At 42.5% G+C, this 23,720-nt stretch carries 21 protein-coding genes; 9 read left to right on the forward strand and 12 right to left on the reverse strand.

The window, feature by feature from the left end:
* Positions 1 to 2: 2 nt before the first annotated feature.
* The 4 genes from ABE28_RS23305 to ABE28_RS23320 form a co-directional block, all read right to left on the reverse strand.
* Positions 3 to 731: a DUF2705 family protein gene (locus ABE28_RS23305; RefSeq protein ID WP_064467035.1), complete on the reverse strand. Its 729-nt coding sequence runs from the start codon at positions 729 to 731 to the stop codon at positions 3 to 5.
* The gene (locus tag ABE28_RS23310) at positions 718 to 1,440 is read right to left on the reverse strand and encodes a WxPxxD family membrane protein (protein WP_064467034.1); all 723 of its coding nucleotides are present in this window, start codon (positions 1,438 to 1,440) and stop codon (positions 718 to 720) included. The genes ABE28_RS23305 and ABE28_RS23310 overlap by 14 nt, the downstream gene beginning before the upstream one ends.
* Positions 1,430 to 2,191: a hypothetical protein gene (locus ABE28_RS23315; protein WP_064467033.1), complete on the reverse strand. Its 762-nt coding sequence runs from the start codon at positions 2,189 to 2,191 to the stop codon at positions 1,430 to 1,432. The genes ABE28_RS23310 and ABE28_RS23315 overlap by 11 nt, the downstream gene beginning before the upstream one ends.
* 117 nt (positions 2,192 to 2,308) lie before the next feature.
* A complete protein-coding gene (locus tag ABE28_RS23320; protein ID WP_064467032.1) occupies positions 2,309 to 2,725 on the reverse strand; it encodes a DUF2712 domain-containing protein in 417 nt (138 codons plus the stop codon).
* An 867-nt stretch (positions 2,726 to 3,592) separates the two neighbouring features.
* On the opposite strand from ABE28_RS23320, the gene ABE28_RS23325 reads away from it, so the two are divergent.
* Positions 3,593 to 5,143: an ABC-F family ATP-binding cassette domain-containing protein gene (locus ABE28_RS23325; RefSeq protein ID WP_061141364.1), complete on the forward strand. Its 1,551-nt coding sequence runs from the start codon at positions 3,593 to 3,595 to the stop codon at positions 5,141 to 5,143.
* A gap of 100 nt (positions 5,144 to 5,243) precedes the next feature.
* Here the strand turns inward: ABE28_RS23325 and ABE28_RS23330 are convergent, their stop codons facing one another.
* The 4 genes from ABE28_RS23330 to ABE28_RS23345 are packed head-to-tail and all read right to left on the reverse strand — an operon-like array spanning position 5,244 to position 9,906.
* Positions 5,244 to 6,197 (reverse strand): ATP-grasp domain-containing protein, encoded by a 954-nt coding sequence (locus ABE28_RS23330; protein ID WP_064467031.1) that lies wholly within the window; start codon positions 6,195 to 6,197, stop codon positions 5,244 to 5,246.
* Positions 6,198 to 6,252: 55 nt separating this feature from the next.
* The gene (locus tag ABE28_RS23335; protein ID WP_257390673.1) at positions 6,253 to 7,437 is read right to left on the reverse strand and encodes a class I SAM-dependent methyltransferase; all 1,185 of its coding nucleotides are present in this window, start codon (positions 7,435 to 7,437) and stop codon (positions 6,253 to 6,255) included.
* Between the two features lie 33 nt (positions 7,438 to 7,470).
* Positions 7,471 to 8,379: a phosphotransferase gene (locus ABE28_RS23340; RefSeq protein WP_064467030.1), complete on the reverse strand. Its 909-nt coding sequence runs from the start codon at positions 8,377 to 8,379 to the stop codon at positions 7,471 to 7,473.
* Positions 8,380 to 8,394: 15 nt separating this feature from the next.
* The gene (locus ABE28_RS23345; protein WP_064467029.1) at positions 8,395 to 9,906 is read right to left on the reverse strand and encodes a DEAD/DEAH box helicase; all 1,512 of its coding nucleotides are present in this window, start codon (positions 9,904 to 9,906) and stop codon (positions 8,395 to 8,397) included.
* Positions 9,907 to 10,215: 309 nt separating this feature from the next.
* On the opposite strand from ABE28_RS23345, the gene ABE28_RS23350 reads away from it, so the two are divergent.
* Positions 10,216 to 11,508, forward strand: a complete 1,293-nt coding sequence (locus tag ABE28_RS23350; protein WP_064467028.1) for an NCS2 family permease — start codon at positions 10,216 to 10,218, stop codon at positions 11,506 to 11,508.
* Between the two features lie 88 nt (positions 11,509 to 11,596).
* On the opposite strand, the gene ABE28_RS23355 is transcribed toward ABE28_RS23350, so the two are convergent.
* Complete coding sequence (locus tag ABE28_RS23355; protein ID WP_064467027.1) at positions 11,597 to 12,142, reverse strand: hypothetical protein; 546 nt, start codon at positions 12,140 to 12,142, stop codon at positions 11,597 to 11,599.
* Between the two features lie 8 nt (positions 12,143 to 12,150).
* The gene (locus ABE28_RS23360; protein WP_064467026.1) at positions 12,151 to 13,347 is read right to left on the reverse strand and encodes a ParM/StbA family protein; all 1,197 of its coding nucleotides are present in this window, start codon (positions 13,345 to 13,347) and stop codon (positions 12,151 to 12,153) included.
* 366 nt (positions 13,348 to 13,713) lie between these two features.
* On the opposite strand from ABE28_RS23360, the gene ABE28_RS23365 reads away from it, so the two are divergent.
* The 3 genes from ABE28_RS23365 (at position 13,714) to ABE28_RS23375 (ending at position 16,279) form a co-directional block, all read left to right on the forward strand.
* Entirely contained in the window at positions 13,714 to 15,234 is a 1,521-nt protein-coding gene (locus ABE28_RS23365; RefSeq protein ID WP_064467025.1) for an FAD-dependent oxidoreductase, read from the forward strand.
* A 103-nt stretch (positions 15,235 to 15,337) separates the two neighbouring features.
* Positions 15,338 to 15,532, forward strand: coding sequence for a YwbE family protein (locus ABE28_RS23370; RefSeq protein WP_057914066.1), 195 nt, complete (start codon positions 15,338 to 15,340; stop codon positions 15,530 to 15,532).
* Between the two features lie 105 nt (positions 15,533 to 15,637).
* Complete coding sequence (locus ABE28_RS23375) at positions 15,638 to 16,279, forward strand: SIMPL domain-containing protein (protein ID WP_064467024.1); 642 nt, start codon at positions 15,638 to 15,640, stop codon at positions 16,277 to 16,279.
* Between the two features lie 212 nt (positions 16,280 to 16,491).
* On the opposite strand, the gene purU is transcribed toward ABE28_RS23375, so the two are convergent.
* Positions 16,492 to 17,391: a formyltetrahydrofolate deformylase gene (gene purU / locus ABE28_RS23380; protein WP_064467297.1), complete on the reverse strand. Its 900-nt coding sequence runs from the start codon at positions 17,389 to 17,391 to the stop codon at positions 16,492 to 16,494.
* Positions 17,392 to 17,792: 401 nt separating this feature from the next.
* Here purU and ABE28_RS23385 point away from each other — a divergent pair, with 401 nt between their 5' ends.
* On the forward strand, positions 17,793 to 18,617 hold the full coding sequence (locus tag ABE28_RS23385; RefSeq protein WP_064467023.1) for a hypothetical protein: 825 nt from the start codon (positions 17,793 to 17,795) through the stop codon (positions 18,615 to 18,617).
* A 962-nt stretch (positions 18,618 to 19,579) separates the two neighbouring features.
* Here ABE28_RS23385 and ABE28_RS25375 read toward each other — a convergent pair.
* Positions 19,580 to 19,729, reverse strand: coding sequence for a hypothetical protein (locus ABE28_RS25375; protein ID WP_156775898.1), 150 nt, complete (start codon positions 19,727 to 19,729; stop codon positions 19,580 to 19,582).
* Between the two features lie 1,422 nt (positions 19,730 to 21,151).
* Here ABE28_RS25375 and ABE28_RS23400 point away from each other — a divergent pair.
* From ABE28_RS23400 to ABE28_RS23410, 3 genes are read left to right on the forward strand one after another with little or no spacing between them, the layout of a single operon-like run.
* Positions 21,152 to 21,931, forward strand: coding sequence for a transporter substrate-binding domain-containing protein (locus ABE28_RS23400; RefSeq protein ID WP_064467020.1), 780 nt, complete (start codon positions 21,152 to 21,154; stop codon positions 21,929 to 21,931).
* A 26-nt stretch (positions 21,932 to 21,957) separates the two neighbouring features.
* A complete protein-coding gene (locus tag ABE28_RS23405; RefSeq protein ID WP_064467019.1) occupies positions 21,958 to 22,623 on the forward strand; it encodes an amino acid ABC transporter permease in 666 nt (221 codons plus the stop codon).
* Between the two features lie 11 nt (positions 22,624 to 22,634).
* Complete coding sequence (locus tag ABE28_RS23410) at positions 22,635 to 23,375, forward strand: amino acid ABC transporter ATP-binding protein (protein ID WP_064467018.1); 741 nt, start codon at positions 22,635 to 22,637, stop codon at positions 23,373 to 23,375.
* The last annotated feature ends 345 nt before the right edge of the window (positions 23,376 to 23,720 follow it).

A 23,720-nucleotide genomic window follows, 5' to 3' on the forward strand; every position in this document is an offset into this window, starting at 1 on the left:
CCTCACATTAATTCTATTTTTTTGATTCTTATTACGGAAAGACAAAGCAAAAACAAAATAATAACAACTAAAAAAAGCACCGGCTCATTTAATTGGCCTATCCTTTCCTGCAAGGAAGGATTAACAATCATGCCATTGCGAAAACTCATTGAAAGGTTCGGGAAAAACACATGAAAGAGCACATTTTTTTGAACGAAACCTTCAACAATCGTTATCGATAGAAGCACATAACAATTGGTTAATATAAACGCCAATTGGGATTTCATATACAGTTCCAATATCATTTGTATGGATAAAATAGCCATGATTGTTAACACATAAAACAATATACCTTCAAACAGGTGTGTCAATTCAAGTACAGGATCAGAATCCAAGATTGTTTGAAAAAAAGTTGTAACGATTAATTGTGAAAAAACTAAAACCAATACAACCCTCCACATATGGATTACTTTAGACATTAGCCATGAAAACCTACTTTTTCCCCTTAAAATGATATATTTTCCGTAATCAAATAGTGAATCCGAGATGTGCCCTAATAAAATGAAGCTACTTGCAGCTATCGATATATACCAGCCCATTAAATAGGTAACTAAGTGAGGATAATTAACTGGTGTAGGTACCCCATCCAAAAACGGAAAGGAAGAATGAGCTAACCTATCATTCATGAAATATACATATTGGACAAGTACAACAATAAACAAGATGAACGCTTCATTTCTAAAGTGAGTCATTTTTCAGGTAATCCTTCCTTTGAAACATGCTCCACCCAAAAACAAGCAGGGCTACGACAATCGTTATTTGGCGCAAATAAATCGTTACTATACTGTACATGTCACCAGAAGCTACTACTAATAAAACGATATTTGCTAGATCTCGGATCGGTGTATACAGCTCTTGCAGGACTAACTTATTGAAAAAGAAAGTCAATGTCACAATAAAAAACACAAAAGAGTAAGATAATATATCTGAATTTAGGATTGTTTTAATCGCTATATAAAGAAGAGCTAGCGAGAAATAATAAAAAATAAGACCAAGAAACTCACATAATAGGATCTGAACAAAACTTACATCTTTTAAAAAAACACTTCCCAAATAGAAAAAGTTATAGCCACTTAACAGGCAAAGATGGATGGTAACGAAAATAAGAACGGCATAGAAAGCATGTAGAACATCCTTCCGATATTTTGCACCACGCATTACATATCTAACTGTTGCTGCTGCATGACTTGGAGCTGCAGTGCTTTTTACGAACATCAAAAAAGGATAAGTGAAAAATAGCACATGTGCTTCAATTGAATTCGGCGAATACATATTAGAGTTTATTGAGAGAAACCTGTTATAAAGTGGTTGAAGATGAACAAAGTCACTGGTTTGTTTATACCAAAGCACCACCATGAATAGGAATAAACAGAGAGTTGAAAGCAACCATTTAGATTTCATTTATCTTCACCTCATGGAGGTACGTCAAAATATACAGAACAAGAAAGGCAAGAGTTGACGTAATGAAAATGGGTGTTAAAGTCTCTAACCCATATTCGGCAAACGGTTGAAATAGATACATCACCGTTCCCTCATGTGAAATAAGGATATACCAAAATGCAAACGTTACTGGATACGTTATTTTTTTATCGTAAGTCAGCATACTAAAGCATGTACCAGCAGCCCCTATCAAACCCGCAAAAAAAGAGGTTGTTAAGGAAAATAAAAAGATACTAAGATAAGGACTTTCCACTTGCATCTTTATAAATGCTTCCCCTGACACTCCATCATAATTATTTGCTGAACTAAATCCGGCCATATCAAAAAAAAGAGAATTGATTAAAAAATTTATTGTTAAGGCTAAAAAAATTACAGAAAAAGACACAATAAACGAAGCTTTAAGCTTAACAAAGAAGTATTTCTTTTTTCCTAATTTAGAAATCCAAATGTCTCTAACGCCTGTCTTCTTATCTTGTATAGGATCATCTGAGCAAATCACCAGTAAGTAAAGTGGGAGAAACCACAATAAAATAATTTGTGTTACATGTCCAATCGTCGACCCTGAAAGAAAAAAGGCCTTTGCCAGATAGGAATCTTCATAAATATCAGCCGATAATAACTGAATTATCTCCATACAAGGAATCAGGATGATAGCTAAAATTCCAATTCGACTTAATGTATTTCTAAATACTCTACTAATTTGACTTTTCATCTTTTCTCCTTGTTATGCATTTTAAGGCACATAAAGGCCCCCTTCTTTCAAGTCTTTCATGTTGGTAAAAAGGGAGCGGCCTCTAACATACATGAATATGGTTATGCTATCTTCCTGTTAACGCACTGCTGGATCCCAATATCCTTCTACGATATGTGATTTTGTAGAAAGATTATTATTTTCAGCGCCAATACGCACTGAACCACTGACAGCTTTTTTAACTTTAATGGTATATTTCTTTCCTTGGTAATATTCGCTTGCATATGAGTAGGAAGTACCGCTTTTATCAAGCCACATTATTGTAACTGTTCCTGCACCTTCTGAAGAATAGGCAAGATTCAAATACCATGGGGCACTCTTTTCTGCAGTTGATCTTGATTGCGTTTTTGAGTAGCCATTCTCGTAAGTAGTGCCCTTATCCGGATTGCTAGATGCAGGAACAGTAAAACGGAAACTTTTATCATCACCCGTATTGTTAGCAGCAAAGACACTTGTACCAATACTAAAAATTGAGGCGATAATCAATACAAACATTAAAAAATTTGATTTTCTTAATAGTCATATTTATCTCCTTAAATTATTATTTTGTAATCAACGAAGTTTTTAACATTCCGTTAATTGCAATAATCTATATTCACATAAATAATAGTTCTCTAACGGCGCCAATTTAAAGACACTACTCTTTAAGACATACAACGAATGAAAACCCACGATGAACCGCTAGAGCCGTTAAAATCAGAAACCAGCTTGTTCAATTGAATAATTTTGTCAAAAAAAAAAGGCCTTAATAATTGTATTTCATATCAGCTTTTCCCTGATTTTTGAAGGTTAATGCGATATCCCCAATCAAGCTTCATAAACTAAGCATGGAATGTCCTCATAGAATACGTAGTGACAATAGAAATGATTACCCACTAACAATCTGGATGTAATCTTGTTATAACTTCATTTTATATGAATTAAAGACACAAGGAGTTTCTATTTTAAAACTCCTTGTGTCTTTTTTGAAATTTAATATAGTCCTTTTTATGATATGTAGTAGAGAGTATCAACCATTTGCAGAAAAGGAGATTTTATAAAATTTTCACATGTACAGAGCATCGAATAACCGAAGCTTTTATAAAAAATGAACACATTCGAGGTTAGAGTCAGGATCACATTCATGTTCGTGATTCATATTACATGTCCATTTTTGCTTCGAATCCATAACTGATATCACATAATACATGTCTAAACGATCAACAGGGACATCTATCGACGAAAACACCTCATGGCTTCCGCTCCAAAGGACTCCCCTCCCCCACATATATGTAAATGAATAGATTAGATAGCAATCCATCACAGTTTTTAGTATGATGAAACGTAGGGATTTTTTCAAATTAACTGGGAGGTTCAACATACATGAGCTTACTTTCTATAGATAAATTGGCACACAGCTTTGGCGATCGCACCTTATTCAAGGATGTTTCCTTCCGCCTGATGGCTGGTGAACATGTCGGGCTCGTCGGGGCGAATGGTGTCGGAAAATCAACGATGATGAATATCATCACAGGGCAGCTTATCCATGATGAAGGCAGGGTCGAGTGGACTCCCGGCGTCGAATATGGCTACCTTGACCAACATACGATCCTTGAAAAAGGAAAATCGATCCGCGATGTCCTAAGGGATGCTTACCTACCTTTATTCGAGCAGGAAAAGGCACTTAATGAGGTAACCGAGAAAATGGGTACGGCAACTCCCGAAGAGCTTGAAGAGCTTTTGGAGCAAATGGGGGAAATCCAGGACAAGCTTGAAGCGGGCGGCTTTTACAATCTGGATATCAAAATTGAAGAAGCGGCACGCGGACTGGGCTTGGATGCAATCGGGCTGGACCGGGACGTTTCGGCGCTAAGCGGCGGACAACGGACAAAGGTTTTACTGGCTAAGTTACTTTTGGAACAGCCTGAAGTACTGCTCCTTGATGAACCGACGAACTATTTGGATGTGGAGCATATCCGCTGGCTGAGCAGCTACTTAAAGGAATACCCGCATGCATTTCTTTTGATTTCGCATGATACCGAGTTCATGAACGGTGTCGTTGATGTCATTTTCCATCTGGAGTTTTCCAAGCTGACCCGTTATACGGCAACTTACGAAAAGTTCCTTGAGCTTGCTGAGTTGAATAAGAACCAGCATATCAACGCATACGAAAAACAGCGTGAATTCATTAAAAAGCAGGAAGATTTCATTGCGAAAAATAAAGCCCGCTACTCAACGACAGGCCGGGCAAAGAGCCGACAAAAGCAATTGAATCGCATGGAGCGGATCGATCGTCCGGAAACGGCCATGAAACCGACCTTCGATTTCAAGGAATCACGTGCAAGCAGCCGTTATGTCTTTGAAGGGGAAGATTTGGAGATCGGCTATGACCGTCCATTGCTTCCGAAGCTGTCGATGACCATCGAGCGGGGAGAGAAAATCGCCGTGGTCGGCTGTAACGGAGTCGGGAAATCGACGCTGTTAAAAACGATTTTAGGTAAAATCGATCCTCTTGGCGGAAAACGATCACTTGGCGATTTCCTCTTTTCTTCTTATTTCGAGCAGGAAGTGAAGGCAGGAAATACGACACCTATCGATGAGGTCTGGAACGCCTTCCCGCATCTCGACCAACCGCAAGTACGCGCAATCCTTGCCCGTGTCGGTTTGAAAAACGAGCATATCACACGTCCAATGAGCCATCTAAGCGGTGGTGAGCAAGCCAAAGTGCGTCTATGTAAGCTTATGCTTACCGAGAGCAACTGGCTATTGTTCGATGAACCGACGAACCATTTGGATGTCGTTGCCAAAGAAGAGCTGAAGCGTGCATTGAAAGAGTATAAAGGGACGATCCTCCTCGTATGCCATGAACCTGATTTCTATGAAGATTGGGTCACGAAGGTATGGGATGTCGAAGAGTGGTCGGGCAATAATTAATCACGTTTATTTAGAGGGTGTCCGCTTAGAAACCGGGCACCTTCTTTTCATATAAAAAAAGACTGAAGGGGCATAAAGAATCTCCCTTTCAGTCAGATACTCATTTCATTTGCACAAGTTTTTTTTTCGCCAATTCAGATCCCAGGAATTTCGCTAATTCAAGCATGCCATATTGGCCCGCCGCTTCCTCAGCGTCTCTGTTATAATTCGTATTGGTATTGATGTCATATGTATAGATTTCACCAGCGCTGTTACGAATGAATTCAATTCCGGCAATCGAAATTCCATTGTCTTTTAGAAACGCTTCATATTTCTCGATGATCGGATCATGAAAATCTTGCACAATTTGAAATTTCGGTTTTTCTTCCACCTCTTCCCCGATCGGGCAGAATAGGTCACCGATTTGACATGCATCTGCCGGACAAAGCTCGAAGCCTTCGGATGTATCAACCTCCACCGCATAAATGAACTTGCCACCCACGAATTCACAACGAGTGATGAATGGCTCGGGGGCTTTTATGTATTCCTGAATCAACGTAATTCCATCAACCGGCTCATCGAATTGCGGACCTTCCACATATTGTTTCAATGCTTCTATAGAGTGAAATAATTGAACACCAAGCCCTTTACCTGCACGGTTATGTTTCGTGATGAACGAAGCGACATCTAGTTTCCCGGCTGCCTTGATGATATTTTCCTTACCTACAGCTGCTATCGTTTTCGGCGTTTGTATTCCAGCCTTCGTCAGTGCCGTATACTGATTGACCTTGCTGACCTCCAACCGCAGCGCCCGTGATCCATTGAAGACCGTACGATCATGCTGTTCAAGCCACGCTAGCACAGCTTCTGTCAATTCAGGCGCAAATCGGTGCCCGCGAGTATGTGAGCTTGCACTCATACGGCTATAAAAAACGCCCTCTGGCGGCTCTTCTGTTAAATCCACCACACCTTGATCAAGATGCCATTCTTCATAGGGAAGTTCTAACTCTCTCATTCTTTTCGTTAAATGGGCAGTCCATTCCTCATTTTCATGAATGATATAAGCTTTACTCATAAAAGGTTCCTCCTGAAATGTTTAACATTTTATCTCTTTAATTGTGATTGTATCCTTATACCCGTTCAGCCACCAATGTATATGTCTTTGGAATCCCGATATCGTGGATTTTGTGATTCGGTTCTTCTTCAAGCACTTTAATGACAAGACCTGATTGGCCTATTGCCGTGATAAGCTCGCCGATTGTCCATTTACGCTGGACAACCTTTGAAAGGCCCCCTTTTTCTTCATCGGGCATATGCTTGGAAAAAGCGACCTCGTTGTTTTCGATTGCCGGAGCGAAATAGTTGCCTGCAACCTTATGTTTTTTTCCAGTGGAAGTGATCAGCTTCGTTGAAATCGGATGGAATTCATGTAGGATGAATTGGCCTCCCGGTCTCAGCATCTCTTTTATTTTTTCGAATAATGGCTGCAGATCGATCAAGTAGTGCAGCACGCCCAGTTCCATTAACACCAAATCCTGATTCCCGGAAACATGCTCTTCTGGTAAGGAGAGGACATCGGAAACGATATAATCGATGGTGACACCGGCTCCGATAGCAAGCTCCATAGCAAATGCCGCGTTTTCCCGGGAAAAGTCGACAACCGTAACGGAAGCACCCAATATCGCCAGGGCAACCGCTTTAACACCGTTCGAACCCATTAAATGCGTGATTTTTTTATCCTTGGCCTCGCCTATATATTTATAAAATGGATGCAATCTCCATTTTGGATTTTGCTTGATTTTAGCGGCAACTTCGACGGGCTCGCCATACCGATTGACCAGCGCCAAATAATTATTCTGGTTCCATGCCTGTTCATTTTCGATTGTGAAGCCCTGCTGCTCGGCAGATAGGTAAGCATGGATCTCTGCACTGTATCTTTTCATTTCGTCATCGTACAAATGACTGTACAGCGACCGGCACCAGACAACCGTATCACCAAGTGGAATCGACAAGCGGTAAGGATCGGTTTTTATGGTCGTGTTATACCTACAGCCAACCGTGATGGAAATACCCTGAACCTCCATTGTAAATGAGGCACGCTCAGGACTTCTTTCAGGACTTGTCGGGGAGTATGCGCCGAAATGGGTCAAGGCCTCGTTGAAAACGTCCCATTGCACGTCCAGGTCGATGCCCTCGACCTCTACATCCACTCCTTGGACAAATAGGGCAGACCGGCCTGTAAATTGATAAGGGATATTGGCCTCGTCCAGCAGCCCCCCCATTAATGTGATTGTATGATAATAGCTTGCCTTCATAGTAACCTCCTAATCATCAAAAGCACCTTCCGATTATTCTTCCATGGCCAGTACTAAGCCATTTTTCGTTATCGCAATCAGCTCTTCATCCTCGCGGTCAATACCATAGACGAGTAATGTAACGAGCATATATATGGCTCTGAAGCGGGCTAACTGCTCCGTTTCCTTGTCGATGTCCCCATAGACCTCAAAAAATGCTTGGCGTGCATTGCTTGGGAAATAACTGTAAAGAAAGGCGATGTCTATGGCTGGACTTCCGATATGGACATCTCCCCAATCAAGGATACCTGCAAGAATGCCCTCTTCATCCAGTAGGACATTCCGGACATGAATATCCCCATGAACGAGTGTTGAGGACTCCGGCACCTCCATATCGCCCAGCCTTTCAACAAAGCATGTAACCGAATGTGCCTGTTCCATATGTCCCAGCTTTTCCAGCGTTGCGGCATGCTCCTGCAGCGATTTTCGGCGAAAGGCTACATCGAGCCTTCTCAACCCATCAGGCTCCACACCTGCCTTCCTAGCCTTATCGAGCGGAAAGCTGTGGAGACTTTTCAGGAAGCTGGCCAATCTTTTCGCGGATTCAACCTTATTTGCAAAAGATTCTTCTATAGGCAGCTGTCCCCTTACCATCTTATATCCGGCAAAGGGATACGGATAGATGGCACTTGGCTTCCCAAAAAAGATCGGTTCAGGGATAAAAAGCGGCAAAGTTCCAGCAATGGAAGGCAAAAGGCGATTCTCCACCTGAATCAACGTTACCGCAAGCGGACGGCGCGGGAACCGGAATACAAACTCACCATCGATTTGCATGACGGTGTTATCGAACCCTTCCCCTAGCTGCTTGATTTCCTTCCATTGAATTTCAGGAAACTGCTGCCTGATCAATTTTCCCGCAAGCTCCAATGAAACTGGATATTCTGCCACCCAAGGCTTCTCCACTCCCGTCTCCTCCTTTTACCGGTTTCTTCCTCTGTTGGAGCTGCTGCCGGAGCCACCCCTTCGGCTGCTCGGTCCTTGTGCATCCGCCCCTTTGGAGCCGCGTCCTGCTTGGCGTCCACCTCGTGGATTTTCCCATTTTTGCGCACTTCCATTTTCAGGGCGTTTCACTCTTGAATCCTCTCGCTTCGGCCCTCGTCCTCTTTCCGCCCGGCCCCCACGTGGTTTCTCCTTGTCCAGCTCACGATTGTCGGCTTGGTTCACGGAACGGTGGCTGCCCCTGTTCGGCCCTCTCGTATCTATTCGCTCCCGGTGGCGTCTTCCCCCGCCAGAACGCGGGCGGCGGGCACCGTCTTCAGCGGAATCTTCATATCGCTTCCTTTTATGTGCCACTTCATCAGGCTGGAACATTTTCACGCCTTCAATCGTCCTTCTTTCGATTTTCATGGAAATTCCTTTTTCCACTTCACTTAAAAGCTGAAGGTCCTTCGTCGCGATGAAGGTTACAGCAAGGCCATTCTCCCCTGCCCGGCCTGTACGGCCAATTCGATGGATGTAACTTTCCGCATCCTCTGGGACATCATAATTAAATACGTGCGTCACGCCTTCTACATCAAGACCCCGTGCCGCAACGTCGGTAGCCACCAAGTATTGTAGCTTTGCATCCCTGAAGTTTTTCATGACACGTTCACGCTTCGCCTGTGAAAGGTCCCCGTGCAGTTCCTCGGAATTGAAGCCAGCTGCCTTTAGGGCATCATTCAAGACAGAAACACGGCGTTTCGTCCGGCAAAAAATAATGGCGAGATATGGCTGTTCTTCCTTTAGCATATTCATTAACGAAGACTGCTTGGCACGGTCTGTCGTCTCGATGACGAGCTGCCGGATTTGCTCGACCGTGACCTGCTCAGCCTTTACAGCGGCAGTCAACGGTTTATCCATATACCGTTTAGCCAGCTGATGCACTTGTTCAGGCATCGTGGCGGAAAACAGCAGGGTTTGGCGTTGCTCGGGAAGCTGCCCCATGATCTCCTCCACCTCAGGTAAAAAGCCAATATGGAGCATTTGATCAGCTTCATCGAGCACGAGCGTCCGCGTTTCGGAAAGGTCGATGGTTCCTCTTCGCAAATGGTCCAATAGCCTACCTGGCGTGGCGACGACCACCGATATATTTCTTGTCAGCTTTTTCATTTGCTGCTCGACATCTTGTCCGCCATAAACGGCAAGCACCTGTAGCTCTTCGATTTCATTGGCGAATTTTTTCAATTCCGCAGTGATTTGCAATGCCAACTCCCTTGTTGGCGTGACGATCAGCGATTGAATATGGGAGGCTGCCGGATCGACTTTTTCCAGGATTGGCAGCAGGAAAGCCAACGTTTTCCCCGTCCCTGTCTGTGCCTTCCCAATGACGTCCCTTCCTGCCAGGATATCAGGAATCGCTTTTTCCTGAATCGGAGTTGGGGTGGAGATTCCTATTTGCTTTAATATCGTATGAATCGCCGGGCTGACGCCAAGGTCGATGAAATTTTTCATGTTATTGCCTACTTTCTGAATTTCTTCATTTTATTCAACGGTTAATCGACTGGAAGGAATAGTTGCATCTTCCTTCTCTGGTCATTTTTCTTATTCTGAGCTATTTGTAAGTATATCATTATCTAAATTAGAGAAAACCCGTCACATAAAATTTTTCATGCTATTGTACTTTAGTTATTTTTCTAATATAATTTATAAGATTTTATTATTGAAACATAAATCGAGCTACTTACTTGGGAAAAATGGTAAGCATCTCCTCCTTGTAGTGCTTTGCAAGGATTTTTTGTATATAAAAAAGGGAGTGACCGCATGTTTAAATTAAAAGAACGGAATTCAAATATCAAGACGGAAGTGCTTGCGGGGCTTACAACCTTCTTAACGCTGGCTTACATCATCGTTGTAAACCCCATGATCCTTTCCGATGCCGGTGTTCCCTTCGATCAGGCATTCACGGCAACCATCATTGCCATAATAGTCGGTACCCTATGCATGGCCCTTTTAGCCAATTATCCTATTGTCATAGCGCCGGCAATGGGTTTGAACGCCTATTTTGCCTACTCGGTCCTGGGAACCCATGATATCTCATATACTGTCGCCTTTTCGGCAGTCTTTGTTACCGGGATCATATTCATCCTTTTATCGCTCACTTCATTCCGGTCGAAATTGATCGAAGCCATCCCCAACAATCTAAAGCATGCAATCAGTGCCGGGATCGGTCTTTTCATCACGTTCATCGGGCTTCGTCTCTCGGGTGTCGTAACACAGCATGAATCGAACCTTGTTACGCTTGGGAGCTTCAGGGAGCCGAGTGTAGCACTCACACTGGTCGGTCTCGTCATAACGATCGTGCTGATCGTCCGGAATGTACAGGGAGCGATATTCATCGGCATGATCCTGACGGCCATCATCGCTTTCTTTACAGGTCAGTTGAAAATCAATGGTCTTGTGTCGACGCCTTCATTACCAGAAGGAATCATTGTGGCGAATCCGATCACCTCCATTGCGGATGTCATCAACTATGGACTATACGGCGTCGTCTTCTCCATTCTGCTTGTCATGCTTTTCGATACGACGGGAGCTCTATTAGGAATCGTGCGGCAGGCTGGATTGCTGAAGAATAATAAGCTTGAAAAATCAGGCAGTGCCTTTTTTGCGGATTCAGTCGGCACGACCGTCGGCGCCATGTTCGGTACAAGCCCGACGGCAGCATCGGTTGAGTCTTCCGCAGGAGTAGGGGCGGGCGGCAAGACAGGTTTAACCGCACTTGTAGTCGCCATCCTTTTCTTGATAACCGCTTTTTTCAGCCCGCTGATAGGGGCTGTTTCGAATGTAGCGGCCATCACGGCTCCAAGCTTGATCATCGTAGGAAGCATGATGATCAAAAGCATAAACGAAATTGACTGGACACACTTTGATGAATCATTCCCAGCCTTCTTGGTCATTGTCGCCATGCCGTTAACATCGAGCATTGCCAATGGGATAGCTCTAGGATTCATCGCCTACCCCATTTTAAAAATGGCCAGAGGGAAGTTTCGTGAAGTGCACCCCTTCGTGTACATCTTTGCCATCCTATTTCTTTATCAACTGATCTTTCTAGCTTGATCGTTTCAAGAGGGGCCCAATGGGTCCCTCTTTTTACATAAATAAAGAAGGATATCCAACTTGTCGTCAGATATCCTCCTCCATATATTCACTGATTCATTTGATCAAGGAAATCTCCAAGAAGATCGTCGAGGTTCTCCTCTTCCGGCTCCGGTTCTTCCTCTTGCCGTTCGGACTCATTCAGGCTCCAGTCAAAGTCATCCAATTCCTTCTTGGGCAAGTCTTCCTGGATTGCCGTGTTTGGATCGTCTTCCTCCGGTTCGGCCTGTATATATGGTTCCTCATTCAATTCATTGCCGTTCAAGGACGCAAGCAAGGCCGTCGCGCGCAATGGATCGGACAAAAGGTGATACATGATCGTTCCGAGCATAGCTTCTGAATGGGAATGCTTGAGCCAATCACGCTGGGATTTGCTTAGCTTGTTCGGCATGGGCAGGGCGATCATTTCCCGATCCTGATGGGTGGCCTGCCCGACACCATCGAGAACATACTCGGCAATTTTACTGGAAAAATTCCTTCTTTCCGTTTCCTTCAATTTCTGCAGCAGCCTTAACGTATAGTCCGACACATCAGAAGGGATACGAAAAGTGATGGCTTGTCCTCTCTTGATTTCAGAAGAAGCTGTTTTTTTCATTCTCTCACCTATTTAATGGAACCTGTTCTTTGTTCTTTCCTTTTGGGATGGGCTTGATTTTGTTCTTTTTTTGCATTCCTGCGATTGAAGTCCGAAATCAATTTATAATAGGCGTTTGCCATCATCCAAACGCTTTCCCGCTCGTCTTCGAAAAAGTCGATATTATAGCCATCGAAATTTTGGTTCAATGTTTTCAAGTAATCTTTCAGGACAATCGAACCCCCGCCAACAAAATAGCAAATTTCCGTTTGCGAATTCTTTTGCCAGACGTTGCGCAGGTGGCGATATTGTTTCTTCGCAAGCTCACCTAAAATACGGTCGACGATATCATGCACGCTTGTCCTGCTTCCGCGGACCATGATATGATTGCGGTCGTTTTTCTTCGTGATGATTTCGACGACATCACGCCTGCTGTCCAGCTCGACGCCATGTTTTTTCCTGATTTCCTCACGGATCGACTCCAGTGCTTCAGCAACTCCCAAGTTGAAACCTTGCGCCTTATCGTCATCTACTTTACGATTTTTAATGACCGCGATATCCGTCGAAAGTCCGCCGATATCCTGAATCAGGATTCTTCTATCTATTAATTCACGGTTGATGATATTCAAGTCATTATCCATGACTAAATTGATATAAGCGGCAAAGCCCTCTGGATAGACCTTTACCTCATCGAATTTGATATTGACCTTCAACCCCTGATATTTAGGGGTAATCAAAAATTCCACCTGATGGACGGAACCTAATAGCTTCGAGCGGTAGCCGACGTCTTTCCCTTCTTTAACCTCACGAAGGGGCAGGCCCGTTCCAAGAGTATAATTGGCTTCCACAACATTGTTCACTTTTTTGAACACATCATTGTTCCCCTGTTTGACAGCGTCCAATGCCAGGGCTGCAAAAAGCATGACCAACGTTTGATCTTCTTCCGATTTACTGCTTCCCATATCCAATTCGGTTGGGTTATCACTCTTCGTCGCCAGATTCCCGACACGATAGATGGCATTATTATCTTGCAGGGCTGGTGAATGAACCCTGATATGAATCCCTTCGAGCGGGTTTTTTTCATCAAGTTCCTCAATCCCGATGACCGGGCGATCTTCTATGTCCTTTGCAATGACATTCGGTATATATAGCTCTGACTCTAACTTTCCAAAAATAGCTTTGATAGCATCATTACCTACGTCTACTGCTGCGATTCTAGAACTCATCTAAAAACATCCCCTTTTTCATAGAAAAAATTTAAGTGAAGCATTCTTCTCAAGGATAGAAAAAACTCCCACGATAGTCAATCCTTCATAAGTTGTAGCTATATTTGTCGAAATGTTTTCAAATTGTTTACAATAGGAACAAATATGTACACACCATATATATAGCCATGTGTACATGATTGTAAACATGTTTACGTTTTTGTGTACAAATCATCTTTTTCTGTTTACATGTTTACGTTTTTGTAAACAACCAAATAATGTATTTCATTAACACCTCCCTTCTTCAAAAAACAAGCGTATAAAAGGTGGATTTGGGCATGGTAATAAATGGACAATTCACTATTGGACTGTAATGGAGGTATTTAAATGACTGAGACAAATACAGATCTTCCTCAATTTCCGGAGCCCTTTTGGCGCAAGGCAATAAATTTGCCCTCGTTTTCTAAGTTGGATTCGGATATCACCACAGATATCTTGATCGTCGGCGGCGGAATTACTGGAATCACTTCTGCTTACCTTCTAGCAAAGCAGGGAGTAAAGGTCACACTGATTGATGCAGGCAAAATACTTAATGGAACGACAGGACACACGACAGCGAAAATCACGGCCCAGCATGGCCTCATTTACGATCAATTGATTACGGATCATGGAGCAGGGAAGGCCAAGCTTTATTATGAAGCGAATGCTGAAGGGATGCAGCTGATCAAGGACCTGGTCGCCGAGCATTCCATCGACTGTAACCTGACCGCTCAGGATGCTTATGTCTACGCAAATACCGAGGAATATAAAAACAAAATCCAAAAGGAACTGAAAGCCTATCAAAAGCTTGGCATTAGGGGTGATTACACCGACGAAATCCCATTCTCCTTCCCTTGCAAAGCGGCCGTGATCATGAAGGATCAAGCCCAGTTCCACCCGTTGAAATATTTAACGGCGCTGATCTCCACAATCCAGGAAGCTGGCGGCACAATTTACGAATATACAACGGCAATGAAGATTGAAGACGGCGATCCACCGACCGTCTTGACTGATACGGGGCATAGCATAAAAAGCAAGCAAGTAATCGTGGCTTCCCACTTCCCTTTCAATGATGAGACTGGCCTATATTTCGCACGTGTACATGTAAAAAGGTCGTATGTGCTGGCTATAAGGACCGAGCGGGAGTATCCCGGCGGCATGTATTATTGTGCAGACAGCCCTTCACGTTCCCTTCGCTACACGGAAGGAGACGATGGCGAAAAACTGATCCTTGTCGGCGGAGATGGCCATAAGACGGGGCAGGGAGTCTCGACGATCGAGCATTATGAAGCTTTGAAGGACTTCAGCTCCACCTATTTCGATGTTACGGATATTCCTTATCGCTGGTCGGCACAAGATATCGTGACACCGGATAAGATTCCCTTCGTCGGTCCGGTGACCCCCAATCATCCAAACGTCCTCATTGCTACCGGTTACGCGAAATGGGGCATGACCAATGGATCGATCGCCGCCAAGATCATGACCGACCATATTTTGCAAAAGGAAAATCGGTATGCCGATTTGTATAACCCTTCCCGCTTAAAGGGTTTGATGAATATGGTCGAAGACAATGCCGATGTAGCGAAGCATATGATTAAGGGTAAATTGGCTGTCATTCATAAATCCCCTGAGGACTTGGGCATCGATGAAGGGGCAATCGTGAAGGTCGACGGAGACAAGGCTGGCTGTTACCGCGATCATGACGGCCAGCTCCATATCGTCGACTCCACATGTACACATATGGGCTGTGAGGTTGTCTGGAACAGCGGCGACCGTACATGGGACTGCCCATGCCACGCCTCCCGCTTCTCCATCACCGGGGAGGTTCTGGATGGCCCGGCTGTCGAGCCATTGAAGAAAATTCGTTAACGGCCCTCACCTAATGGTCGACTAGGTCGGCCGTTTTCCTTATACTGAAGTTACTGCATGAACGAATCGTTGCAAATAACTCAAAAAAAGGATGAGATCGAGCATGAACGGTAAAAACCGGAAAGATATTACACCAGGCACGTCTGTAGACATTGTACTGAAAGCAGATCAACGCAGCGGTAAGCTGACAAGCGGAACGGTTAAGGATATTTTAACCAACTCCAGCAGTCATCCCCATGGAATAAAAGTAAGATTGACCGATGGCCAGGTGGGCAGGGTCCAAGTCATCCATAAGTAAACTGCACTCGGTCCAGGCCGAGTGTTTTTTTGGATTTTCATCATGTTTCCCGCCCATACTTCGTACAATAAGGTTATGTATCTCTTTAAAAAGGCTGGTGTCATAATGAATCAACGATATAATGCCCGCAATGATGAACATACATTGAAGGTTTCCGGCTCGGAAACGCTGCAAGCGGCTCCCGATCAAGCCACCATCACCCTTGGGGTCATGACGGAGAATGAAGACCCGCAGCAGGCACAGCAGGCCAATTCCCAAGCGATCGCGAATGTCATCGCCTCCCTTAAATCCGCGGGCATTCCCGAAGAACATATGAAAACGAGTGAATACAGAATCGATCCGCAATACGATTATATCGACGGAAAGGAATTGTTCAAGAGTTATAAAGTCCAGCATATCATCCAGGTCCAAACGACCGACATCGAAAAAATTGGAAGTTTACTTGACACAGCGGTCAAAAGCGGCGCCAATACAGTCACGAGCATTCGCTTTTCCTTATCAAATCCAGAAGCTTACTATAACCAAGCACTTTCGCTCGCATTAAATAATGCTTACGAAAAAGCGCTCTCCATGGCCCAAACGATAGGAATCTCATTGAATCCCATTCCCAACCAGGTTGAAGAGGTATCCGAAACGGCATCTCCCATGCTTTACCAGTCGAGTTCCTTTGCAAAAATGGCTGCCACCCCGATCCAGCCCGGGGAACTGAACATCACTGCCTCCGTAAGGGTCGAATACACGTACTAAAACACCCCCTTGGTTTGCCAAGGGGGCAGACTATAGACAAACTCGATGAAAATTGAGCTTGTCTATTTTTATGATTTGTACAATGCAGCGGTTGATTGTAACGAGAGGCACTCGCTTTCCGCGGGGGACTCTCCCTCTCTTCAATTTAGGCAAATATATAAAGGGAATCACAAAATGAAACCCCCTTGGCAAATAAGGGGACCCTTTCCACTTTAAAAGACTACCGTTTTATTTTCATGGACGAGGACACGATCCTCCAAATGCCATTTAACGGCACGGGCGAGCACCCTGCGTTCAGCCGAACGGCCGATTTTCTTCATATCCCCTGCCGAATCACGATGATCGACACGTTCGATGTCCTGCTCGATGATCGGACCTTCATCCAAATCATTCGTCACATAATGGGAGGTCGCCCCAATCAGCTTGACACCCCGGTCATATGCCCGCTCATAAGGCCGCGCCCCAATGAATGCAGGTAAAAAGGAATGATGGATATTGATGATTTTATTCGGATGGGCCGCTACGAAATCCGGCGTCAAGATCTGCATGTATCTAGCCAGCACAATCAGGTCGATATTGAATTCCTCGAGAAGGCCAAGCTGCTTCGTCTCGACTTCCTTACGAATATCCTTGTTTGCAGGAATATAATAAAAAGGAATGCCCATCGATTCGACAATTTGCCTCGTATCTTCATGATTACTGATGACAAGAGCGATATCGGCCAACAAATCCCCACTTTGCCATTCCCATAGCAATTCAAGCAGGCAATGCGGCTCCTTGGAGACAAAAATAGCCGTCCGCTTCAAATCACTTACATGCGTAAGCGTCCATTCCATTGAAAAGGCTGCCGAAACTTCTTCAAAGGCCACTTCCATTTCCGCTGCCCTATCCTTTAATCCCGGACAATCAAACTCGATCCTCGTGAAAAACGTACCACCCTCAGGATTCATCGAATACTGGCTTAACTCGACGATATTGGCATCATATTGTTTAAGGAACGCCGTAACTGTCGAAACGATTCCTGGCTGGTCCGGACATTTTATAATCAAACGGCCCCGATCTTGATTTTTTTCGCGAAATTCCTCTAATTGACCTTGCACAAAGTTGCTCACCATTTTCCCAACTGCCCTTCTACTATTTTGCTACATTATACTTCAAGTCATATGCAGAATTAAAGTCGGTCATCAATATGGGATTGAATGATGCTTCTCATTACAATATTTTCTGGCATTTTTCATAGAACAGCAACTTACCGTTCCGTCGAATAAAGGACAAATAGGCTGATGAAAAGGATCGGTTAGTATGACAGGAAGCGAAAACCTTCCTTTCAGCTTTTTTTCTCTCATATATACCATATTTGATAATTAATATTGTCCCAAAAATGAAATTTATTATCTTTATATTGGAACTCAAAAAAGCAATATTCATGTTAATTTTAGTACAAGTTGAGGTTTTCATCCAAAAACTCAATCGGCCGAATAGTAGTATTAAACGGAAAAAGGAGAAGGAATAAATGAAATATTTATCAATAGTAGCATTATTTTTATTTTCTTTTGGTTTCGCCACAAAAGGCTTTGCCGAGGAAAATGGTACAAATGTTAGCGAAGAGAGACTAACACATACAGAGTTAGATTATCTTGTAAATGAAGTTGGTAATACTGAAGAAGAAGCCGAGGATTTACCTGTTGCAATTGCGAAACAATTAATTGAAGAGGAAGCTCAAGTTATTGATTCTGGATCAGAAATCATGGATATATATCTGCCAGAATTCAACAAGCCAGGTCAAGTGCAAATTCGTACATTTGCAAACATCGCTGCTTCAACGTTAAAACTAGGCGGAACGGTATATAAAGTAACTAGTGATCGAAAAAAAGAAGATAAATTTTATATATACGGTAACTTCCAATGGTTAAAGACACCTTCAAATAATTTAGTTGACAAGATGACTATTGGTTTCCCTTCAAGTTCAGGGCTCTATTTACCAACCAGTGGAGGGAAAGTAAAACAACACCAACACAGATATTCCCAAGATCAACAAGGAAATGGGAGATGGATTGATTATGCCATTAAATATTCTCCAAGTAATTGGGAACCAAGTGCCGGTGTTGCTGGTTCATATGATTTAAAAGCTTCTACTAGTAAAACTAAGCATAAGGGGTACATTGGACAATACGTATATGTTCCAACATCAAAAAATGGTAAAATAAATATAAAAATAGAGTATGGGCATAAAAGAATTTCTGGTTCACCTTCTGTGTCCGTTTTTCCAGCCGGTTTATCCATTACACCCACTAATACAACAGATACAAGGCCATATGGATTAACTCTGTCATATTGATTGGTTGTTAGAAAGGGAGGGGCCATGAGGCAAATCATTATTAATTTTATTTTCATTCTAACCATTTCTGTAGGGTTATTTTTTATCCTTAGCTATGATGCATCGTTAGATAGTGATTATATGTTGTCTTTCTTAATTATCATTTCACTGCAGCTTTCTTTAATACTAGCTATTGTATTAAAAAGAAGATAACACAAGGTCTTGTAAAATAATTCCTTATAATGAAGCAAACGAAGAAAAATGAAGGAATAAAAATAAGCGTTCACAAACGTCGCCTATAATTCATAGATAAGGCTTTCAATTGAACTCTTTAAATTGTTTAAAAAGTTCACTAATTTTTCTACATTTCTCTTCCAGCTCGTTCAATTACTTAGAACAAATTCGAGCCCTTTTCATACGTCCGAATTTGTGAATGATATTCAGAGTTCTCTATTGATAAAAACTTTAATGGGGTTGAGAGAAGATTATATGGATATAACATCTTCATACTTTATTTTTAATAGTTATATCTATATCAGCCATCATATACGCTTTATATACTTTACATAAAATCTCAAAAAATAGTTAATTTTTCGGTTATTACTTATCTAGAAAACGCTTAAATCACTGGGTTGTTGAAAATGATTCAGGAGGCATTGCATGAATGAAACAGTTGTGAATTGGTTTGATGTTGGATATCAAATTACTATCTTCATATTATTTGTTGCGTTAATTTCTTTCATTGTCCTTTTGGTAAAAAGAAAAAAGCGTAATAAATAATCTAACTCTTAATAGCCAGTTTGGAGATATAGAGGCGGAACTTCCGTAACTCACGGTGGATAAAGGTCTAAAAAGGAGTCTGTATATGCTGCTAAATGAGCATTTACAGCCTCTTCTTTTTATTCTCTTCCGGTTTTACTACCTTTTGGAACAGCCAGTATGTTACTTACAAATAGCTAAAGACGTGTCTCTATGCTTTTAAATTATTTATTTTGTTTTTTCTCTCCTAAACTTGCAGCTAGAGATAAAAATATATATGGGAAAGCCAATAAAATTAAATCCGGAAATCCATAACCATGAAACACTAAGTTATACTCTGGATGTTGATCCATATAATAACCATTTCCCGCCATATAGAATCCCACAAACAAATAAGTAATGAAAGATATTGTTAATAACTAAAAGTAAAAATATATAAATTGGCCCATAAATCACTTTTCTTTTGATTTTTTTGCAGCAACCAAATAATTAGTAAGAAAAATAAAGCCCAAGTAATTCTAAAAAATATATTTAGCATAAGGTTATACTGGTTGAAAAAATCATCTTGAATAATGAAAGTCGATAAGAAGCCTATTATAAATATAATTATGTACCGCAGCAGCATATATTTACCTCATCTTTATGTAAAAGGTATCGTAATCGTACACCTACAATGTGGTGCAACTGGCCTACAAAACATCCATAGTTTCCTTCATTTATGTATCTCCTTACCTCTTACCTTTTTAAACACAAGAACTAATACATATATAAATAACAAAAGTCCTCCAAAATTCAACAATTGCCAAATAATATCTCCCACCAAAAGACCTCCCTTTTTTATAAAAAATCTAAAAAATTTAACTAATGGCAAGAACACGGTACAATAACCGTTACCTTAACCAGTATACCCCCAAGCAAGGTTGAATTAGGCAATAGCACTCAAAAAATTGAGCCAACCAGCCCTCTAGTCGTGGCAATCATTATTCGAACCACCGCTATTAAACAACCAATCAAAGTCCTGCTGATCACCAATTATATAGAAGGTTGGTTTTGAAATTGTCCTTTTTTCATTTAAGTGAGATACAATTTAGATTACATATCTTTCAGACTTACATTTTTAATGTTTGTAGCAATCATAAAAATGATGCTTACTAAAACATAATAAATACCTAGAATGCCGAAGTTATCACTAAAGAATAATGAGAATTCTCCACCCTGTAGAAGATACCTTACAATAAATGAACTAATTAGATATAAAACAGGAAGTAATACGAATAATACGATATAAGTAAGTTTTAATTTGTAAGTCAATGTAACACTCCTTTTTTACATATGTGTATTACTTTATTTACCAACACAAGTCACACCATACCATGATAAGAATCAGTAAGACCAACAACATTTCCTCCAATACCAATCATAATAAGTAATTTTGCAGCCTCTTTATATGCTTTTTTCTCTAAATAAGGCCAACATCCTCGGCAAAGATCATTGTAAGGGATCAACTAAGATGCACCCATATCATCTTCTTTAAAATTAATTATATTAATAAGTAAACTTTTACGCGTTCCAACATTGGAACAATAGGTTTCAGTTTTGAGCATATAAAGAGAATGATATGAAGTGAATTAAATACACGACACTAGTTTCCACTTAAGTCCTCTGAAGCTACCCCCTCCTCCCACTAATACTTTCGTAATATTCAGTTTACTTTTCCAATAAAATAAGGTTATTCACTATCACGGAAGGGTATAGACCTTTCGATTAGTTTTTTTGAAGGGAGAAATGAGATTATCATGAAATCATCCGTTACATTCATTCTATCCATACTGGTTATTCTTGGGCTTTTATCCGGCTGTGCCGAAAAGGATCAGCTAAAGGATGGGAGTAAGCTGATTGATAAGGACCAGTTTGTTTTCGCTGCTTCAGGTGAATTCAAGCCATTCAGTTATGTCAATGATGACATGACCGTAACGGGTTTCGATATTGAAGTGGGCGATGCCATCGCCAAGGAGCTTAACCTTGAGCCAGTCCCAAAACGGATCAAGTTCAAAGGAATCGTCGAAGGTGTCAAAACCGGCCGGGCGGATGCCGCGGTCGCCAGCCATACGATCAATGAGGAACGAAGTAAGCATGTTGCCTTCTCGACCCCCTATTATTACTCGGGGCCGCAAATCTTCGTCAGATCCGATAGCGATATTAAAACGGTTGAGGATTTAAAGGGTAAGGAAGTTGCCGCTTCGAAAGGCTCTACATATGCAACTACAGCAGAAAAGTATACAAACCATGTAAAAACGTATGACAGTGATGTCACCGCCCTTAAGGCGTTGAGCGAAGGACGACATGATGCCGTCATCACCGATTTCGTCACCGGCAAGGAAGCAGCCAAGGAAGGCTTCGACGTTAAGGGACGGCAATTGATCGACCGGAGCGAGCAGGCGATCGTGCTGCCAAGCGACAATCCCCAGCTGCTAAAACGGATCAATGAAGCACTTGAGAACCTCCGGAAAGACGGAACGCTCGCGAGGATCAGCAAAAAGTACTTTGGTGAGGACATCACTACTAAGCCGGAATAAAGATTGATAGAAAGGGAGTCATTACATTGCCAAGTTTTTCACATTTTTTCGATACATTATTTAGCTCGTCGGACGTGTTCATCCGTGCCATGCTCCTCACATTGGAACTGACGGTAGTTTCCATTATTGTAGGGATCGTCATCGGTTTGCTTTTTGCCCTTTTAAAAATTTCCAATATAAAGATCCTTGCCTGGATTTCGGATGCTTATGTATTCCTCGTGCGGGGAACACCGCTGATCGTCCAAATTTTCATCCTCTACTTCGGTATCAGCAATCTTTTCTTATTGCCTGACTTCTGGGCGGCATCACTCGCCCTTGCCTTCCATAACGGAGCGTATATCTCTGAAATATTGCGCGGTACGATTCAATCGATCGATAAAGGACAAATGGAAGCCGGGCGCTCCCTTGGCATGAGCAAATCACTCACTTTGCGGAGGATCATCCTGCCGCAGGCCTTCCGCCGCGCATTGCCGCCGCTTGGCAACCAATTCATCATCGGACTGAAGGATTCATCTTTGGCCGCCTTCATATCCATGAATGAGCTGTTTAACGTAGCCACCACTCTAGGCTCGAATAATTTCGATGAAATGACGTATTTATTGATCGTAGCGGTCTACTACTTGATTCTTGTGGCATTACTGACCATTGCCGTCAATTTATTCGAAAAGAAACTGTCCATCAGTGATCGATAGGAGGAATTGAAATGGAACAAAAAGAAATGATTCGCATCAGGAATCTAAATAAATCGTACGGCGACCTGCATGTTCTTAAAGATATTGATATGAAGGTATTGGATAGCGATGTGGTTTGTTTGATCGGTCCAAGCGGCTCCGGGAAAAGTACCCTGCTTCGCTGCTTGAATTACTTGGAGAAGAAAGACAGCGGGCAGATCCTCATTGAGGGGACCGAGGTCAAGCCGGGCACCCATGATATCAATGAAATCCGCGCGAAAGTCGGAATGGTCTTTCAGCATTTCCATCTCTTCCCGCATATGACGGTGCTAGAAAATGTCATTGAAGCACCCACCCATGTCAAAAAAGTCCCGAAGGTCCAGGCGGTTGAGGAAGCCAAAGCATTGCTTGCCAAAGTGGGCTTATCAGATAAGGCTGATGTCTATCCAAGCAAGCTCTCGGGCGGGCAGAAACAGCGTGTTGCCATCGCCCGTGCGCTTGCGATGAAGCCTGATATCCTGCTATTTGATGAGCCTACCTCCGCCCTCGATCCCGAGCTTGTCGGCGAGGTTCTTACTACGATGAAGGAGCTTGCCCTGGAAGGGATGACCATGGTGGTCGTAACGCATGAAATGAGCTTTGCCCGTGATGTTGGCGATTGGATCGTCTTCATGCATGACGGCCGGGTTGTCGAAAGCGGTCCGCCCAAAGATTTCTTCACAAATCCAAAAGAAGAGCGGACAAAGGAATTCCTGCAAACGACAATCTTTTGATTTGGCAGGGAGAATTCGTCCTTCGTTGCCGGTTTTCCGTCCTAATACGGAAATAATTCGTCCTAAACCACCGTTATTCCGGCCTAGATCGGGAATAATCCGGCCTAGAACCGACGTCATTATGAGCAATACAGGGGAGTTCCTGTATTGCTCATTTTATTTTCCACTTATTGGTCATTAACCCATAAAAGCAGTGTTCCAAGGATATTTTCTTTTTGAAGACGCAAACTATATACTTGATGAATAAACCCCGTTTCCGGCCCGAACATGGAAAAATATCTGTATTTATGGTATATATACAGGTAAAATTAAAAGAAGTATATAAATGAAAGAGGTCGAATTCAG

The organism is Peribacillus muralis (assembly GCF_001645685.2).
Classification (GTDB): Bacteria; Bacillota; Bacilli; order Bacillales; family DSM-1321; genus Peribacillus; species Peribacillus muralis_A.

Excerpts from the sequence above, each read along its gene's own strand:
- ABE28_RS23310 (WP_064467034.1), bottom strand. The coding sequence starts at position 1,440 with ATGAAATCTAAATGGTTGCTTTCAACTCTCTGTTTATTCCTATTCATG.
- ABE28_RS23370 (WP_057914066.1), top strand. The coding sequence starts at position 15,338 with ATGAACGGTAAAAACCGGAAAGATATTACACCAGGCACGTCTGTAGAC.
- ABE28_RS23350 (WP_064467028.1), top strand. The coding sequence starts at position 10,216 with ATGTTTAAATTAAAAGAACGGAATTCAAATATCAAGACGGAAGTGCTT.
- ABE28_RS23360 (WP_064467026.1), bottom strand. The coding sequence starts at position 13,347 with ATGAGTTCTAGAATCGCAGCAGTAGACGTAGGTAATGATGCTATCAAA.
- ABE28_RS23400 (WP_064467020.1), top strand. The coding sequence starts at position 21,152 with ATGAAATCATCCGTTACATTCATTCTATCCATACTGGTTATTCTTGGG.
- ABE28_RS23345 (WP_064467029.1), bottom strand. The coding sequence starts at position 9,906 with ATGAAAAATTTCATCGACCTTGGCGTCAGCCCGGCGATTCATACGATA.
- ABE28_RS23305 (WP_064467035.1), bottom strand. The coding sequence starts at position 731 with ATGACTCACTTTAGAAATGAAGCGTTCATCTTGTTTATTGTTGTACTT.
- ABE28_RS23320 (WP_064467032.1), bottom strand. The coding sequence starts at position 2,725 with ATGTTTGTATTGATTATCGCCTCAATTTTTAGTATTGGTACAAGTGTC.
- ABE28_RS23355 (WP_064467027.1), bottom strand. The coding sequence starts at position 12,142 with ATGAAAAAAACAGCTTCTTCTGAAATCAAGAGAGGACAAGCCATCACT.
- ABE28_RS23330 (WP_064467031.1), bottom strand. The coding sequence starts at position 6,197 with ATGAGTAAAGCTTATATCATTCATGAAAATGAGGAATGGACTGCCCAT.
- ABE28_RS23410 (WP_064467018.1), top strand. The coding sequence starts at position 22,635 with ATGGAACAAAAAGAAATGATTCGCATCAGGAATCTAAATAAATCGTAC.
- ABE28_RS23385 (WP_064467023.1), top strand. The coding sequence starts at position 17,793 with ATGAAATATTTATCAATAGTAGCATTATTTTTATTTTCTTTTGGTTTC.
- ABE28_RS23335 (WP_257390673.1), bottom strand. The coding sequence starts at position 7,437 with ATGAAGGCAAGCTATTATCATACAATCACATTAATGGGGGGGCTGCTG.
- ABE28_RS25375 (WP_156775898.1), bottom strand. The coding sequence starts at position 19,729 with ATGGCGGGAAATGGTTATTATATGGATCAACATCCAGAGTATAACTTA.
- ABE28_RS23315 (WP_064467033.1), bottom strand. The coding sequence starts at position 2,191 with ATGAAAAGTCAAATTAGTAGAGTATTTAGAAATACATTAAGTCGAATT.
- ABE28_RS23325 (WP_061141364.1), top strand. The coding sequence starts at position 3,593 with ATGAGCTTACTTTCTATAGATAAATTGGCACACAGCTTTGGCGATCGC.
- ABE28_RS23365 (WP_064467025.1), top strand. The coding sequence starts at position 13,714 with ATGACTGAGACAAATACAGATCTTCCTCAATTTCCGGAGCCCTTTTGG.
- ABE28_RS23375 (WP_064467024.1), top strand. The coding sequence starts at position 15,638 with ATGAATCAACGATATAATGCCCGCAATGATGAACATACATTGAAGGTT.